15 protein-coding genes and 1 other annotated feature are annotated in these 16552 nt (G+C 45.7%); all 15 genes read left to right on the plus strand.

The window, feature by feature from the left end; genetic code table 11:
- Window positions 1-29 precede the first annotated feature (29 nt).
- The 15 genes from sigH (at window position 30) to fusA (ending at window position 16458) form a co-directional block, all read left to right on the plus strand.
- The gene (gene sigH, locus AC4PM4_RS29785; RefSeq protein ID WP_024633601.1) at window positions 30-674 is read left to right on the plus strand and encodes an RNA polymerase sporulation sigma factor SigH; all 645 of its coding nucleotides are present in this window, start codon (window positions 30-32) and stop codon (window positions 672-674) included.
- 304 nt (window positions 675-978) lie between these two features.
- Window positions 979-1128 (plus strand): 50S ribosomal protein L33, encoded by a 150-nt coding sequence (rpmG, locus tag AC4PM4_RS29790; RefSeq protein ID WP_072735843.1) that lies wholly within the window; start codon window positions 979-981, stop codon window positions 1126-1128.
- Window positions 1129-1149: 21 nt separating this feature from the next.
- A complete protein-coding gene (gene secE, locus AC4PM4_RS29795; RefSeq protein ID WP_053779219.1) occupies window positions 1150-1341 on the plus strand; it encodes a preprotein translocase subunit SecE in 192 nt (63 codons plus the stop codon).
- Window positions 1342-1363: 22 nt separating this feature from the next.
- Entirely contained in the window at window positions 1364-1897 is a 534-nt protein-coding gene (gene nusG / locus AC4PM4_RS29800; RefSeq protein ID WP_024633599.1) for a transcription termination/antitermination protein NusG, read from the plus strand.
- A 68-nt stretch (window positions 1898-1965) separates the two neighbouring features.
- Window positions 1966-2391, plus strand: a complete 426-nt coding sequence (gene rplK, locus AC4PM4_RS29805) for a 50S ribosomal protein L11 (protein WP_024633598.1) — start codon at window positions 1966-1968, stop codon at window positions 2389-2391.
- A gap of 95 nt (window positions 2392-2486) precedes the next feature.
- Window positions 2487-3179: a 50S ribosomal protein L1 gene (rplA, locus tag AC4PM4_RS29810; protein ID WP_063567418.1), complete on the plus strand. Its 693-nt coding sequence runs from the start codon at window positions 2487-2489 to the stop codon at window positions 3177-3179.
- A 67-nt stretch (window positions 3180-3246) separates the two neighbouring features.
- Window positions 3247-3395: a sequence feature (ribosomal protein L10 leader region), on the plus strand.
- A gap of 23 nt (window positions 3396-3418) precedes the next feature.
- Window positions 3419-3922, plus strand: a complete 504-nt coding sequence (rplJ, locus tag AC4PM4_RS29815; protein ID WP_063567419.1) for a 50S ribosomal protein L10 — start codon at window positions 3419-3421, stop codon at window positions 3920-3922.
- 72 nt (window positions 3923-3994) lie between these two features.
- Window positions 3995-4357: a 50S ribosomal protein L7/L12 gene (gene rplL, locus AC4PM4_RS29820; protein WP_024633595.1), complete on the plus strand. Its 363-nt coding sequence runs from the start codon at window positions 3995-3997 to the stop codon at window positions 4355-4357.
- A gap of 96 nt (window positions 4358-4453) precedes the next feature.
- Window positions 4454-5071, plus strand: a complete 618-nt coding sequence (locus AC4PM4_RS29825; protein ID WP_063567421.1) for a class I SAM-dependent methyltransferase — start codon at window positions 4454-4456, stop codon at window positions 5069-5071.
- Between the two features lie 392 nt (window positions 5072-5463).
- On the plus strand, window positions 5464-9009 hold the full coding sequence (gene rpoB / locus AC4PM4_RS29830; RefSeq protein ID WP_063567422.1) for a DNA-directed RNA polymerase subunit beta: 3546 nt from the start codon (window positions 5464-5466) through the stop codon (window positions 9007-9009).
- A gap of 112 nt (window positions 9010-9121) precedes the next feature.
- Window positions 9122-12736 carry a DNA-directed RNA polymerase subunit beta' gene (gene rpoC, locus AC4PM4_RS29835; RefSeq protein ID WP_063567423.1) on the plus strand — a complete coding sequence of 1205 codons (3615 nt, stop codon included), beginning with the start codon at window positions 9122-9124 and terminating at the stop codon, window positions 12734-12736.
- Window positions 12737-12950: 214 nt separating this feature from the next.
- Window positions 12951-13199, plus strand: coding sequence for a ribosomal L7Ae/L30e/S12e/Gadd45 family protein (locus AC4PM4_RS29840; RefSeq protein WP_024633591.1), 249 nt, complete (start codon window positions 12951-12953; stop codon window positions 13197-13199).
- Between the two features lie 152 nt (window positions 13200-13351).
- Window positions 13352-13774 (plus strand): 30S ribosomal protein S12, encoded by a 423-nt coding sequence (gene rpsL / locus AC4PM4_RS29845; protein ID WP_056697677.1) that lies wholly within the window; start codon window positions 13352-13354, stop codon window positions 13772-13774.
- Window positions 13775-13861: 87 nt separating this feature from the next.
- On the plus strand, window positions 13862-14332 hold the full coding sequence (gene rpsG, locus AC4PM4_RS29850; RefSeq protein ID WP_024633590.1) for a 30S ribosomal protein S7: 471 nt from the start codon (window positions 13862-13864) through the stop codon (window positions 14330-14332).
- A 47-nt stretch (window positions 14333-14379) separates the two neighbouring features.
- Complete coding sequence (gene fusA, locus AC4PM4_RS29855) at window positions 14380-16458, plus strand: elongation factor G (protein WP_063567424.1); 2079 nt, start codon at window positions 14380-14382, stop codon at window positions 16456-16458.
- Window positions 16459-16552 lie beyond the last annotated feature (94 nt).

Below are 16552 nucleotides of genomic sequence, written 5' to 3' on the forward strand. Positions count from 1 at the left end.
ACCTTGCGTTGCAGCCGGAGGGATTGTCTGTGAGTGTCGACCTCAAAGATATCATGTTATCCAAGTATGATTACCAAAGTGACGAAGACATTGTCGAAGCGGTCCGTGAAGGTGAAAGCGAAGCGCTGGAGTTTTTGATTAACAAATATCGTAACTTTGTACGCGCCAAGGCAAGATCTTATTTTCTGATTGGGGCTGACCGGGAAGATATCATTCAAGAAGGAATGATTGGACTCTATAAATCCATTAGGGATTTCAAAGGGGACAAGCTCGCTTCTTTCAAAGCCTTCGCCGAGTTGTGTATTACACGACAGATTATTACGGCAATCAAGACAGCAACACGTCAGAAGCATATTCCGCTTAATTCTTATGTATCACTGGACAAACCTATTTATGACGAAGAGTCCGATCGTACGTTACTCGATGTGATTTGTGGAACACAGGTCAGCGATCCGGAAGAACTTATCATCAATCAGGAAGAGTTTGTGGGCCTGGAAGATAAGATGTCTGAGATTCTGAGTGATCTGGAACGTAAAGTATTGATGTTGTATCTGGACGGGAGATCTTATCAAGAGATTGCAGTGGATTTGGACAGGCATGTAAAGTCCATTGATAATGCACTTCAGCGCGTGAAGCGTAAACTTGAAAAGTACCTGGAAGTTCGAGATAATTGAACACATGTTGTCGTTGACGGAAAAGGCTCGGGGTTTGAGTCTTTTTTTGCTGCCTCAAGTTTATAAAGTTAAAGAATGATTATACTAGTAATCGCTTGGTCCATGCAGGAGAAGAGAAAAACAGAGATGAGAAACTGAATGTGTTTGATAGGAACTTTTTACCCATTGATGAAAGGCTATTCTTTCATTGACATGGTTATACCCTTATGATAAAGTGTTTTAGGTAGGCCTAAATTCGCGGCTTTTTTTTAGGATTAATTTAGAGACTCCGCTTGAATGTGGAAGTCTTCGGGAGGTGTACATCATGCGGGTAATTATTACTTTGGCTTGTACAAACTGCAAACAAAGAAATTACACTACGACAAAAAACAAGCGTAATCACCCCGACCGCATGGAGATGAAGAAATTTTGCAAGTTTTGTAACGAGCAGACTTCTCATCGCGAAACCAGATAGTTTTTTGGAGGTGTAGTCGGCGTGAAACGTAGTTTCAAATCTCTGATTTCCTTTTTCTCTGAAAGCTGGGCTGAACTTAAAAAAGTTCGCTGGCCTAATCGTAAAGAGCTGACCAACTACACATTGATCGTTCTTGGTACTGTTGTGGTTATGACGCTGTTTTTTTGGGTCATTGATATCGGCATCTCCGCTGTGATCGAAGCGATTATTTAAGAAGGGTCCCAGGTGGCTTGATATGGAAAAAAGATGGTACGTCGTTCATACCTATTCAGGGTATGAGAATAAGGTCAAAGCCAATTTGGAAAAACGCGTAGAGTCCATGGGCATGGAAGACAAGATTTTCCGCGTTCTTGTTCCTATGGAAGAAGAAGTGGTAAACAAAGACGGTAAGAAAAAAACCGTTATGCGTAAAGTTTACCCAGGATATGTCTTGGTGGAAATGGTCCAGACGGATGACTCTTGGTATGTTGTTCGCAACACACCAGGTGTTACGGGATTTGTCGGTTCGACAGGTTCCGGGTCCAAACCAACAGCCTTGCTGCCTGAAGAAGTGGAACAAATTCTGAAGCACATGGGCATGGTTGAGCCGAAGCCTAAAATTGAATTCGATATTAAGGAATCCGTACGTATTAAAGTTGGTCCTTTTGCGAATTTTGTGGGCTCCGTGGAAGAAATCTTGGTAGACAAAAGCAAGTTGAAAGTGCACGTGAACATGTTTGGACGGGAAACACCGCTTGAGTTGGAATACACCCAAGTGGAGAAGATATAGTCTCTTCAAGTTTCTTGTGGGAGGGCTGAGAGGCCCGTTAACCACTATTTTGCAAGGAGGTGTCAATCATGGCAAAAAAGGTAATCAAAATGGTAAAACTGCAAATTCCAGCAGGTAAAGCGAATCCAGCGCCGCCGGTAGGTCCAGCTTTGGGTCAAGCAGGTGTCAACATCATGGCATTCTGTAAAGAGTTCAACGCTCGTACAGCCGATCAAGCGGGATTGATTATTCCTGTTGAAATCACAGTATTCGAAGACCGTTCCTTTACTTTCATTACTAAAACTCCACCAGCAGCAGTTCTGTTGAAAGTGGCAGCTAAAGTAGAAAAAGGATCCGGCGAACCGAACAAGAAAAAAGTCGCTACCGTTAAACGTGATGCGGTACGTCAAATCGCGGAACAAAAAATGCCTGACCTGAATGCTGCTGACGTTGAGTCTGCAATGCGTATGGTCGAAGGTACTGCCCGCAGCATGGGTATCACCATCGAAGACTAATTTTTCATCTGAAACATGGCTTCGTAAAGCCGGCCGATTCGCGGCCGGTTGATGTGGGAGGTATATCCGCTAACACCACAAAGGAGGAATATAACATGGCTAAACACGGTAAAAAATACCTGGAAGCTGCTAAGCTGATTGACAGCGAAGCAACTTACGAGCCTTCAGAAGCTGTAGAGCTTGTGAAAAAGGCAGCCACTGCAAAATTTGATGAAACTATCGAAGCAGCAGTACGCTTGGGCGTTGACCCACGTAAACAAGACCAGGCAGTACGTGGTGTTGTTGTCTTGCCACACGGCACAGGTAAAACACAACGCGTATTGGTATTTGCAAAAGGTGACAAAGCGAAAGAAGCGGAAGCGGCTGGCGCGGACTATGTTGGTGATGCAGACATGATCAACAAAATCCAACAAGGCTGGTTCGAATTCGACGTCTGCGTAGCGACACCAGACATGATGAGTGAAGTAGGTAAATTGGGCCGACTGCTCGGCGGTAAAGGTCTGATGCCTAACCCTAAAGCCGGAACGGTAACTTTCGATGTATCTAAGGCTGTTCAAGAAATTAAAGCCGGTAAAATCGAATATCGTCTGGATCGTGCAGGTCAAATTCATGCACCGATCGGTAAAGCTTCTTTCTCGACAGAGCAATTGAATGAGAACCTAAAAGCTCTCATGGACGCTTTGACTCGTGCTAAACCGGCGGCAGCAAAAGGTGTTTATCTGAAGAATGTAAGTCTTTCTTCTACGATGGGCCCTGGCGCACGCGTGAACGCAGCATCTTTTAGATAATATCGCTTGACAGGCTTGTCCTGTTCTGATATTATATAAAAGTTGTGAGTCCGAGTGACTGACCGTTGACATTTGAATATGCTTGCCGTAGACAGTAGGTGCCATTTTGGCTTAATTTCCTGCCGAGGTGTGATTATAGAACTTAGAACGATGAAAATCGGTTATGAGTATATATCAAGCCTTCGTGATTCTACGGAGGCTTTTCTTAATGGGATAAATTTGATCAGGAGGTGTACAGTTTGGCAAACGCAAAAGTGATTCAAGCAAAACAAGAGTCCGTTGATGCAGTAACAGCAAAATTGCGCGAGAGCGTTACTAGTGTTGTTGTTGACTATCGCGGTTTGAACGTTGCCCAAGTAACTGAGCTGCGTAAGCAGCTTCGTGAAGCCGGAATCGAATTCCAAGTGCTGAAAAACTCGTTGCTTCGCCGCGCAGCAGCTGCAGCAGAACTGACAGAACTTAACGAAGTACTGACAGGTCCTAGTGCAATTGCATTCAGCGTAGACGACGTAGTGGCTCCAGCCAAAATTCTGAACGACTTCGCGAAAAAGAACGATGCACTGGAATTGAAAGGTGCAGTTGTAGAAGGTCGCGTAATTGGAGTACAAGAAGTCAAAGCGTTGGCAGAATTGCCATCACGCGAAGGTCTCCTTTCCATGCTCCTCAGCGTGCTTCAAGCGCCAGTGCGCAACTTCGCGCTTGCGGTTAAAGCTGTTGCTGAAAAAGAAGAACAAGGCGCGTAAGCAACTTGATCTGAATGCTGCTTAGGCAGTGATGAAATACAAAAAAATAATATTATATATGGAGGTTCAATCATGAGTAAAGAGCAAATCTTGGAAGCAATCAAAGGCATGACTGTACTGGAATTGAATGATCTCGTTAAAGCAATCGAAGAAGAATTCGGCGTAACTGCTGCAGCTCCAGTAGCTGTTGCAGGTGGCGGAGCTGCTGCAGCTGAAGCTGAGCAATCCGAGTTCGACGTAATCTTGACTAGCGCTGGTGCTTCCAAAATCAACGTTATCAAAGCAGTTCGCGAAATCACAGGTCTTGGCCTGAAAGAAGCGAAAGAAGTAGTTGACAATGCTCCAAAAGCATTGAAAGAAAAAGTTAGCAAAGAAGAAGCAGAAACGGTTAAAGCTAAGCTTGAAGAAGCAGGCGCTTCAATCGAAGTTAAATAATTTAGCTTTCATTAGCTAGATGAACAAAACAACAAACCCCTTGACTTATATCAAGGGGTTTGTTGCTGTAATTGTAAAAGGAAAGTGAGTGAGGACATGTCCAATCATTATTATTCGGACAAACCGCAGGTGGCACATGACAGACGGGCTACAGAAGCGGAGCTACGCGGATGGAAATTACGACTCGTTACGGATGCAGGGGTATTTTCCAAAAACGGAATCGATTACGGCAGCAGGGTGTTAATTGATGCTATAGAGTTGCCTGCTGGAGCTCATGTACTGGATGTGGGCTGCGGGTATGGACCTATTGGTCTTACAGCAGCTAAACTTGTACCGGATGGACATGTCACCATGATCGATATCAATGAGAGAGCGGTTGAGCTTTCCAGGGAAAATGCAAAAGCGAACGGCATAACGAATGTAACGGTTATGCAAAGCAATCTTCTGGCTGAGGTTAAAAAGGAAGACTTTGACGCGATTCTGACCAATCCTCCGATCCGTGCGGGTAAGGAAACCGTGCATACGATCTTTGAACAGGCATATCGTCATTTGAAGATGGGCGGAGCGTTATGGATTGTCATTCAGAAAAAGCAGGGGGCACCTTCGGCAAAAGCGAAGCTGGAATCTCTCTTTGGACGAGTGGAGGAAGTAACGAAGGATAAAGGCTACCGAATTTTCAAAGCGGTAAAATTGGAAGAGGCGCCTTTAGGCTAAATCCTAATTTGTAAAGTAAGCAGGGTGGCATTTTTTTTGCAATAGGACTATTGACTTGAAATTCAGGTCGTGGTATTATTGTAAAATGTCAGTATTAAGATGCCCTATTTGGCTTTAGCTAACTAAAAATGTCAACCTTTTTTACGCCGAACGGGCTTATTATGCCTACGTTTGGCGTATAATATGTACATTTTGGGCAAACTGGGGATAAGTATGATTTGGAAAGACATCCGCCGATCAAAGTTGCTCTTTTTTCGAACGACATTCGAGTAAGGGCTTTTCTTTATTTGTGGATGCATTGCTTTGCTCTGTATGTGTACCATTATAAGGTTACAAACAGAGGTTCGCAACGAAATTTTTAAAGTGAGTAGACATTGAGGGGTGAGTTTAAGTTGGCAGGACATCTTGTTCAATATGGTCGACGCACTCGGCGCAGTTATGCACGAATTAACGAGATACTCGAAGTTCCAAACCTGATTGAGATCCAACAAAAATCTTACGATTGGTTTTTGGAGGAAGGGTTGCGCGAAATGTTCCAGGATATCTCGCCGATCCAGGATTTTACAGGTAACTTAATTTTGGAATTTATCGATTACAGTCTCGGTGAACCGAAGTATACAGTAGACGACGCGAAAGAGCGTGACGTTACTTATGCAGCACCGCTTCGGGTCAAAGTCCGGCTCATTAATAAGGAAACCGGCGAAGTCAAAGAGCAGGAAGTATTCATGGGAGATTTCCCGCTGATGACCGACACCGGCACATTTATTATTAATGGTGCGGAACGGGTTATTGTCAGCCAGTTGGTTCGCTCTCCTAGCGTTTACTTCAGTACCAAAGTAGATAAAAACGCCAAAAAAACGTATACCGCTACAGTTATTCCTAACCGCGGCGCTTGGCTCGAACTGGAGATGGACGCGAAGGATGTTGTTTACGTCCGGATCGACCGCACACGTAAAATACCGGTGACGGTTCTCCTGCGTGCACTTGGTTTTGGCACAGACGCTGAGATTCTGGATCTGCTCGGTAATGACGAATATATTCGCAATACGCTGGACAAAGACAATACGGATTCCACGGAGAAAGCGCTGATTGAAATTTATGAGCGTCTTCGTCCGGGCGAGCCACCAACGCTGGATAATGCGAAAAGCTTGCTCGTAGCGCGTTTCTTTGATCCAAAACGTTATGACCTGGCTAATGTGGGTCGTTACAAAATCAACAAAAAGCTTCACATTAAGAACCGTTTATTCAACCAACGTTTGGCTGAGTCTCTTGTGGACACCGAAACTGGTGAAATCATCGCTGAAGCAGGTCAAATGATAGACCGTCGTCTGTTGGATGAAATCATGCCGCAACTGGAGAAGAGCGTTGGTTTCCGCACATATCACGTCGCTAATGGCGTTTTGGATGCCAATGATATCCCGATGCAAACAATTGATGTATTTTCACCGATTGAGGATGGTAAGGTCGTTAAACTGATTGCCAATGCTAACATTGATAAATCAGTGAAGAACGTTACACCAGCTGATATCATTTCCTCTATCAGTTACTTCATTAACCTTCTGCATGGCATCGGAAGCACAGATGATATCGATCACCTGGGTAACCGTCGTCTCCGCTCGGTTGGTGAACTCTTGCAAAACCAATTCCGTATCGGTTTATCCCGTATGGAACGTGTGGTTCGTGAGAGAATGTCCATTCAGGATGCTAACGTAATCACGCCTCAGGCTTTGATTAACATACGTCCTGTTATCGCATCCATTAAAGAGTTCTTCGGTAGCTCCCAATTGTCGCAGTTTATGGATCAAACAAACCCACTGGGTGAGTTGACACATAAACGCCGTCTGTCCGCACTCGGACCGGGTGGTTTGACACGTGAGCGTGCCGGCATGGAAGTCCGTGACGTGCATCCATCCCACTATGGCCGGATGTGTCCAATCGAGACACCAGAGGGACCAAACATTGGTTTGATCAACTCCTTGTCGACATTTGCCCGTGTGAACGAATATGGATTCATTGAAGCACCTTATCGCTGGGTAGATCCGAAGACTGGTGTCGTAACCGAGCAAATCGATTACCTGACAGCAGACGAAGAGGACAACTATGTAATTGCTCAAGCGAATGCGAAGCTGAATGAAGACAGTACTTTTGCTGAAGAAGCGATCATTGTACGTTACAACAAACAGTCGGATAACATCCTTACGATGCCGAGTGAACGTGTTGACTACATGGACGTATCTCCTAAGCAAGTTGTATCTGTCGCTACAGCGCTCATTCCGTTCCTTGAGAACGATGACTCCAACCGTGCGCTCATGGGATCGAACATGCAGCGGCAAGCCGTTCCACTCTTGATTCCTAAAGCTCCGCTGGTCGGAACAGGTATGGAACATAAAGCCGCGAAAGATTCCGGTGTATGTATTGTCTCCAAATATGACGGGATTATTGAACGTTCTTCTGCGAATGAGATTTGGTTGCGTCGTATTGAAGAAGTTGATGGTCAAGAAGTCAAAGGCGATATCGTTAAATATAAATTACACAAATTTATGCGTTCGAACCAAGGAACATGCATTAACCAACGTCCGATTGTCAAAAGAGGTGCTGTTGTCAAAGCTGGCGACATCCTTGCAGACGGTCCTTCGACGGAAATGGGTGAATTGGCACTGGGACGCAACGTAGTGGTTGCCTTCATGACTTGGGAAGGTTACAACTACGAGGATGCGATCTTGCTCAGCGAAAAACTCGTTAAAGAAGATGTGTATACATCCATTCATATCGAGGAATATGAGTCTGAAGCACGTGATACTAAGCTCGGACCTGAAGAGATCACACGTGATATCCCGAACGTAGGGGAAGAAGCGCTGCGTAATCTGGATGAGCGTGGTATTATCCGTATCGGTGCTGAAATCAGTGCTGGTGACATTCTGGTTGGTAAAGTAACACCAAAAGGTGTAACGGAACTGACTGCAGAAGAACGTCTCCTGCATGCGATCTTCGGTGAGAAAGCGCGTGAAGTACGTGATACTTCCCTGCGTGTACCTCACGGTACTGACGGTATCGTAGTTGATGTAAAAGTCTTTACTCGTGAAAACGGTGATGAACTGCCTCCAGGTGTTAACCAACTCGTTCGTGTCTATATCGCTCAAAAACGGAAAATTTCCGAGGGTGATAAAATGGCCGGACGTCACGGTAACAAAGGGGTCGTAGCCCGTATCCTACCGGAAGAAGATATGCCTTTCCTGCCGGACGGAACACCAGTTCAAATCGTTCTTAACCCACTGGGCGTACCTTCCCGGATGAATATCGGTCAAGTACTCGAGGTTCACTTGGGTATGGCGGCGATGCAACTGGGTATTCACGTAGCAACTCCTGTATTCGACGGAGCGAAGGAGTATGACGTCTTCGATACGATGGAAGAAGCAGGTATGCAACGTAATGGTAAAACTGTCCTGTATGATGGTCGTACAGGTGAAGAGTTTGAACGTGAAGTTACCGTAGGTGTCATGCACATGATCAAATTGGCACACATGGTTGATGATAAAATCCATGCCCGTTCCACGGGTCCTTACTCACTTGTTACGCAACAGCCATTGGGTGGTAAAGCCCAATTTGGTGGACAGCGTTTCGGGGAGATGGAAGTATGGGCGCTTGAGGCATACGGTGCTGCTTATACACTGCAAGAAATCTTGACTGTTAAGTCCGATGATGTTGTAGGTCGGGTGAAAACGTATGAATCCATCGTCAAAGGCGAGAATGTTCCTGAACCAGGTGTTCCTGAATCATTCAAAGTATTGATCAAAGAGCTGCAAAGCTTGGGTATGGACGTTAAGATTTTGAGCGAAGATGAGCAAGAGATTGAAATGAAAGAAATGGACGATGAAGATGACGCTGCGAGCGATAAGCTCAGCCTCAACCTTGAGGGTACAGAGGTCGGAGCGGAGTAACCGCTTCGGGCGCATGATGACCGGCGTTTTTCATCAGGCTCGCGTCTTGCTCCGGCTTCGGCCGGAGGGGGCGTAACCTAGAATACAGGACTTGGTTAAGGAGGGTTGCTCCTTGTTGGACGTCAACAATTTCGAATACATGAAGATCGGGCTTGCTTCCCCAGAAAAAATTCGTTCTTGGTCCCGCGGAGAAGTGAAAAAACCGGAAACGATCAACTATCGTACGTTGAAACCGGAAAAAGAAGGGCTGTTCTGCGAAAAGATTTTTGGCCCTACAAAAGACTGGGAATGTCATTGCGGTAAATACAAACGCGTGCGTTATAAAGGCGTTGTCTGTGATCGTTGTGGCGTTGAAGTCACACGTGCGAAAGTACGCCGCGAACGGATGGGCCATATTGAGCTCGCTGCTCCGGTATCGCATATCTGGTACTTCAAAGGTATTCCGAGCCGCATGGGTCTCGCTCTGGATATGTCTCCAAGATCTCTCGAGGAGATTATTTATTTTGCATCATATGTAGTAACTGATCCAGGAGAAACTCCACTGGAGAAAAAACAGCTGTTGTCCGAGAAAGAATACCGCAGCTACCGTGAGAAATACGGATATGGATTCCACGCTGGCATGGGTGCAGAGGCGGTTAAAAAACTGCTTCAAGACATTGATGTGGATAAAGAGCTTGAATTCCTGAAGGAAGAGCTCCGCACTGCACAAGGACAACGTCGTAACCGTGCAATCAAACGTCTGGAAGTTATTGAAGCGTTCCGCAACTCGGGTAATAAACCTGAGTGGATGATCATGGATGTACTTCCTGTTATCCCACCGGAACTTCGTCCAATGGTACAGCTGGATGGTGGACGTTTTGCAACGTCTGACCTGAATGACCTGTATCGCCGTGTAATCAACCGGAACAATCGTCTGAAACGTTTGCTTGACTTGGGCGCGCCAGACATTATCGTGCAAAATGAAAAACGGATGCTGCAGGAAGCTGTTGACGCATTGATCGACAACGGCCGTCGTGGACGCCCTGTAACGGGTCCTGGTAACCGTCCTTTGAAATCCCTAAGCCACATGCTGAAAGGTAAACAAGGACGTTTCCGTCAGAACTTGCTCGGTAAACGGGTTGACTATTCCGGTCGTTCCGTTATCGTAGTTGGACCTTACCTGAAAATGTATCAGTGTGGTCTGCCTAAAGATATGGCGCTTGAACTGTTCAAGCCTTTTGTTATGAAAGAGCTTGTAAATAAAGGGCTTGCCCACAACATCAAGAGCGCTAAACGTAAAGTTGAGCGTGTAAGTCCTGAAGTATGGGATGTTCTTGAAGAAGTAATTAAGGAGCACCCGGTTCTGCTGAACCGTGCCCCTACACTTCACAGACTCGGTATTCAAGCGTTTGAACCGATTCTCGTTGAAGGTAAAGCGATCCGTCTTCACCCGCTCGTATGTACGGCATACAATGCCGACTTTGACGGTGACCAAATGGCCGTGCACGTTCCATTGTCTGCTGAAGCTCAAGCAGAAGCACGTATCCTGATGCTTGCATCAGGTAACATTTTGAACCCGAAAGACGGTAAACCGGTTGTTACCCCTTCCCAGGATATGGTGCTTGGTTCTTACTACCTGACCATGGACAACAAGGAAGAAAAGGGAACAGGTATGATCTTGCGCACGGTTAACGAAGCTGTATCCGCGTACCAACGTGGTACTGCAGGTTTACATGCACGTGTAGCGATTCCGGTTAGAGCGCTTGGCAAAACAGTCTTCACCGATAAGCAACAAGATGCAATGATGTTGACTACGGTCGGCAAAATCATCTTTAATGAAATCTTCCCGGCAAGCTTCCCTTACATCAATGATGCAACTCGTGCGAACCTCTACCAGGGTACCGCTGAGCATTCATTTGTTTATGAGAAGGGTGCTGACCTTAGAGAAGCGATTATGAACGCTCCTTTGGCTGGTGGTGTCGGTAAAGAATATCTCGGTTCTATCATCGCACGTTGTTTTGAAATTTATCATACAACGGAAACAGCCGTTATTTTGGATAAAATCAAACAACTCGGATTCACATACTCCACTCGCGCTGGTATCACTGTAGCGGTGTCGGATGTTATCGTTCCACCTGAGAAATTTGAAATTCTTAGACAGTCTGAGGAAAAAGCACAAATCGTTACGAACCAATACCGTCGTGGTCTGATTACGAACGAAGAGCGCTATGACCGCATCATTGATATCTGGTCGAAATCGAAAGATGATATCACCGAGATTCTGATGAAATCGATGGATCGCTACAATTCCATCATGATGATGGTTGACTCCAAAGCACGGGGTAACAAATCGCAAATCACCCAATTGGGCGGTATGCGTGGTCTGATGGCCAACCCATCCGGTCGAATCATTGAACTCCCAATCAAATCGAACTTCCGTGAAGGTCTGACGGTACTCGAGTACTTTATCTCGACTCACGGTGCCCGTAAAGGTTTGGCCGATACGGCCCTGCGTACAGCGGATTCAGGTTACCTGACCCGTCGTCTCGTAGACGTGGCACAAGACGTGATCGTGCGTGAAGATGATTGTGGTACAGATAAAGGCTTTACCGTAAGTCGTATCCAGGATGGTAAAGAGGTTATTGAGGATCTCTACGACCGTATTGAAGGCAGATACTGCTTCGAGACTGTTCGTCATCCGGAAACAAAAGAAATTATTGCACACCGTAATGAACTGATTGACTCTGATAAAGCTGAGGCAATCATCGAAGCTGGCGTAACCAAACTACAAATCCGCTCCGTACTTAGTTGCCGTGCACGTCACGGTGTCTGCAAGAAGTGTTATGGTCGCAACTTGGCGACTGGTAAACACGTGGAGATCGGTGAAGCAGTTGGTATTATCGCAGCACAATCCATTGGTGAGCCAGGAACACAGCTGACAATGCGTACATTCCACACCGGTGGTGTAGCCGGAGACGATATTACGCAAGGTTTGCCGCGTATCCAGGAGTTGTTTGAGGCTCGTAATCCTAAGGGTCAAGCAACAATCAGTGAGATCGACGGTGTTGTTAAAGAAATTCGCGAAGCGAAAGATCGTCGCGAAATTGAAATTCAAGGTGAAGCAGAATCCAAAGTTTACTCTGTTACCTACGGTTCTCGTGTACGCGTTAGCGAAGGCATGGAAATTGAAGCAGGCGACGAGTTGACAGATGGTTCTATCGATCCAAAAGAAATGCTGCGCATTAAAGGCGTACGTGGCGTACAGAACTACATTTTGCAGGAAGTACAACGCGTATACCGTAACCAAGGCGTAGAAATCAATGACAAACACGTTGAAGTTATGATCCGTCAAATGTTGCGTAAAATCCGTATCGTCGATGCAGGGGACACTACATTGTTGCCAGGATCGTTCGTGGATACGCATGAGTACGAAAGAGCTAACAAGACAGCGATTCTGAGTGATAAAGAGCCAGCGGTTGCAAAACCAATTCTGCTCGGTATTACGAAAGCATCCCTGGAAACAGACTCCTTCCTCTCGGCGGCTTCGTTCCAAGAGACTACACGTGTACTGACAGATGCAGCGATCAAAGGTAAAGTCGATCAGTTGCTCGGTCTGAAAGAGAATGTAATCATCGGTAAACTGATTCCTGCAGGTACAGGTATGCACCGTTACCGCAGCATCAAATTTGCTGAGCCGGAAGATGGCCAATCTTCGGTAGAAGAACTTGAGCCAGTTTCGGTTGATTAAGATATTTCACTAGATTCATCCTTATTATTAGGGTGAACTAAAGTTTTGTACGCCGGGAGGCGACGGCTGTTTCATACAGAAGAACGTTCCCGGCGAGGCAAAACTTTAAATGAAATATTTTAGGATTAGCATTGACATTGCTTGCGCTAGATGCTAATATATCAAAGGTGCGTGAGTAGCTGATTGTATTTGGTCCTATTCGGAGGAATGAACAATGTCTAATGAAAAAGGTCTGCAAGATGCTCATGTCAAAATAGGTACCAAACAGACCACGCGGATGGTTCAGACAGGTATGGCTTCTGAAGTTTATGTGGCTGAAGATTGTGATCCGCAGCTTACTTCCAAAATCATTGCTTTGTGTGAACAACACAATGTGAAGTGCACGAAAGTGGACACAATGAAAAATCTCGGCAAAGCTTGCGGGATTGGAGTAGGAGCAGCAATGGCTGCTGTCGTAAAATGATACGGTAAGGAACGTTTTTGTCCGAGAACTTTTAGGGATTCTCCAAGGCAAAAACTTTTCATTTGTCTTTTTATGAACCGCCTGGGTCTGTGGACTTAGCGTAAGAGGTTTATAAAGAAACATGAAAAATTGAGGAAGGGGGTGGCAATCACATGCCAACTATTAACCAACTGGTACGTAAAGGACGTCAAGCTAAAGTTGATAAGTCCAAATCACCAGCTTTGCAAAAAGGGTTCAATGCTTTGAAACGTGAATCAACTAACATCAGTGCCCCACAAAAACGTGGTGTCTGCACTCGTGTAGGTACAATGACTCCACGTAAACCAAACTCTGCACTTCGTAAGTATGCCCGTGTTCGTTTGACGAACCGTCTCGAGGTAACTGCTTATATCCCGGGTATCGGACATAACCTTCAAGAGCACAGTGTTGTGTTGATCCGTGGAGGTAAAGTTAAAGACCTTGCAGGGGTTCGTTATCACATCGTTCGCGGAGCTCTTGATACCGCAGGCGTGAACAACCGCATGCAAGCTCGTTCGAAATACGGTGCTAAACGTCCAAAAGCTAAAAAAGCCTAATATATTATAAGTAGCAGTCCTGAATATCTTCTGGGTTAATCCCAGGAGGTGTAGGATGTGCTCATGAAGAAAGAAAGGGGGATATCCATGCCACGCAAAGGTCCAGTTACGAAAAGAGACGTGTTGCCAGATCCGGTATACAGCAGCAAGCTGGTTACTCGTTTGATCAATCGCATCATGCTCGACGGAAAACGCGGTGTTGCTCAAAGCATTCTGTATAATGCGTTTAAGTTGATTCAAGAACGTACGGGTAATGACCCTATGGAAGTATTTGAAGCAGCAATCAAAAATATCATGCCAGTCCTGGAAGTTAAAGCTCGCCGTGTCGGCGGTGCCAACTACCAAGTACCAATCGAGGTAAAACCAGAGAGACGTACTGCTTTGGGATTACGTTGGCTCGTGAACTACTCCCGCAACCGCGGTGAGAAAACAATGGAAGAGCGTTTGGCGGCTGAGATCATCGACGCTTCCAACAACACAGGCGCTTCCGTTAAAAAACGTGAAGATACGCATAAAATGGCTGAAGCGAACAAAGCGTTTGCTCACTACCGTTGGTAGGATTCGGTTCACAATAATAACTTCAATTTTGAAGGGAGACCCATTTCATGGCAAGAGAGTTCTCCTTGAAAAATACACGTAATATCGGGATCATGGCTCATATTGATGCGGGTAAAACCACGACAACTGAGCGGATCTTGTTCTACACAGGACGTACGCACAAAATCGGTGAAGTACACGAAGGCGCTGCGACAATGGACTGGATGGAACAGGAACAGGAGCGCGGAATTACAATTACTTCCGCTGCGACTACCGCTGCTTGGAAAGGCCACCGCGTTAACATCATTGATACCCCGGGACACGTTGACTTCACTGTTGAAGTTGAACGTTCCCTTCGTGTATTGGACGGAGCAGTTGGTGTATTCAGTGCGAAAGAAGGCGTTGAGCCTCAGTCCGAAACCGTATGGAGACAGGCTGACAAGTACGGCGTACCTCGTATCGCTTATGTAAATAAAATGGATATCATCGGTGCTGACTTCCTGAACGTTGTATCTGACATGCGTGATCGCCTTCAAGCGAACGCAGTTGCGATTCAACTTCCTATCGGCGCTGAAAATGATTTTAAAGGTATCATTGATATCGTTGCACAAAAGGCTCATATGTACAAAGATGACCTTGGACAAGATATCGAAGAAACCGAAATTCCTGCGGAATTTGTTGAGCAAGTTGCAGAACTCCGTAACGAATTGGTTGAGCGTGTTGCAGAACTCGACGAAGATTTGACAATGAAATACCTGGAAGGCGAAGAGATCACTATTGATGAGATCAAAGCGGCCCTCCGTAAAGGTGTTGTTGATGTTAAGATCTTCCCGGTTATCTGTGGATCCTCGTATCGTAACAAAGGTGTTCAACTGATGTTGGATGCTGTTATCGACTACTTGCCGGCTCCAACAGACGTTCCATCTATCACTGGTCATCTTGAAGATGGAACTGAAGCAATTCGTAAGTCATCCGATGAAGAGCCTTTCTCCGCATTGGCATTCAAAATCATGACTGACCCTTACGTTGGTAAATTGACATTCTTCCGCGTATACTCCGGTGTTCTTCAATCCGGATCTTACGTATTGAACGCAACTAAAAACAAACGTGAGCGTATCGGTCGTATCCTTCAAATGCATGCAAACAGCCGTCAAGAAATCACTGAAGTTTACTCCGGTGACATTGCAGCTGCTGTAGGTTTGAAAGATACGGGTACAGGTGATACACTGTGTGATGAGAAAAATCCGGTTATCCTGGAGTCAATGAACTTCCCTGATCCGGTTATCGAAATCGCCGTTGAACCTAAAACCAAAGCTGACCAAGATAAAATGGGTGTTGCTCTCGGTAAGTTGACTGAAGAGGATCCTACTCTTCGTGCTCATACTGATGAAGAAACAGGCCAAACGATCTTGGCAGGTATGGGGGAGCTTCACCTTGATATCATCATTGACCGTATGCGTCGTGAGTTCAAGGTTGAAACTACTGTGGGTAAACCACAAGTAGCTTACCGTGAAACTTTCCGTGCACCAGCGCGTGTTGAAGGTAAATTCGTTCGTCAATCCGGTGGTCGTGGGCAATACGGTCACGTATGGGTTGAGTTCGAACCTCTCGAAGCGGGTACAGGCAGCCAGTTCGAAAGTAAGGTTGTCGGTGGTTCTGTTCCAAGAGAATACATTCAACCAGCTCTTGCAGGTATCGAAGAGCAAATGAAAAACGGCGTTATCGCAGGCTTCCCGCTTGTTGACGTTAAGGCTACAATCGTAGACGGATCTTACCATGATGTCGATTCCAACGAGATGGCATTTAAAATTGCCGGATCGATGGCGCTAAAAGCTGCGAAAGACAAATGTAAGCCGGTTCTGCTTGAGCCAATCATGAAAGTAGAAGTAACCGTTCCAGAAGAGTATATGGGTGACGTTATGGGTATGCTTAACTCCCGTCGTGGCCGCATCGAAGGTATGGATTCCCGTAGTGGAGCCCAAATCATCCGTGCTAAAGTACCTTTGTCTGAAATGTTCGGATACTCTACAACTCTTCGTTCCGGTACTCAAGGACGCGGCGTATTCTCCATGGAGCTTTCTCACTATGAAGAAGTTCCTAAGAGCATCGCTGAAGAGATTGTTGCCAAAACAAAAGGAACCGAGTAGTTTTCTCTCATTGAATGAAAGTGCATAAGAGTCATGTATTCTTTGCACTTCATTTAGTGAAAACATAAAATTATAATTTTAAGGAGGCCACGTT

This window comes from Paenibacillus sp. MDV22-iso6 (assembly GCF_058408365.1).

Bases quoted from the DNA above. Each gene is read 5' to 3' on its own strand.
- rpmG (WP_072735843.1), top strand. From the start codon at position 979: ATGCGGGTAATTATTACTTTGGCTTGTACAAACTGCAAACAAAGAAAT.
- nusG (WP_024633599.1), top strand. From the start codon at position 1,364: ATGGAAAAAAGATGGTACGTCGTTCATACCTATTCAGGGTATGAGAAT.
- rplK (WP_024633598.1), top strand. From the start codon at position 1,966: ATGGCAAAAAAGGTAATCAAAATGGTAAAACTGCAAATTCCAGCAGGT.
- rplA (WP_063567418.1), top strand. From the start codon at position 2,487: ATGGCTAAACACGGTAAAAAATACCTGGAAGCTGCTAAGCTGATTGAC.
- rplL (WP_024633595.1), top strand. From the start codon at position 3,995: ATGAGTAAAGAGCAAATCTTGGAAGCAATCAAAGGCATGACTGTACTG.
- AC4PM4_RS29825 (WP_063567421.1), top strand. From the start codon at position 4,454: ATGTCCAATCATTATTATTCGGACAAACCGCAGGTGGCACATGACAGA.
- AC4PM4_RS29840 (WP_024633591.1), top strand. From the start codon at position 12,951: ATGTCTAATGAAAAAGGTCTGCAAGATGCTCATGTCAAAATAGGTACC.
- rpsL (WP_056697677.1), top strand. From the start codon at position 13,352: ATGCCAACTATTAACCAACTGGTACGTAAAGGACGTCAAGCTAAAGTT.
- rpsG (WP_024633590.1), top strand. From the start codon at position 13,862: ATGCCACGCAAAGGTCCAGTTACGAAAAGAGACGTGTTGCCAGATCCG.
- fusA (WP_063567424.1), top strand. From the start codon at position 14,380: ATGGCAAGAGAGTTCTCCTTGAAAAATACACGTAATATCGGGATCATG.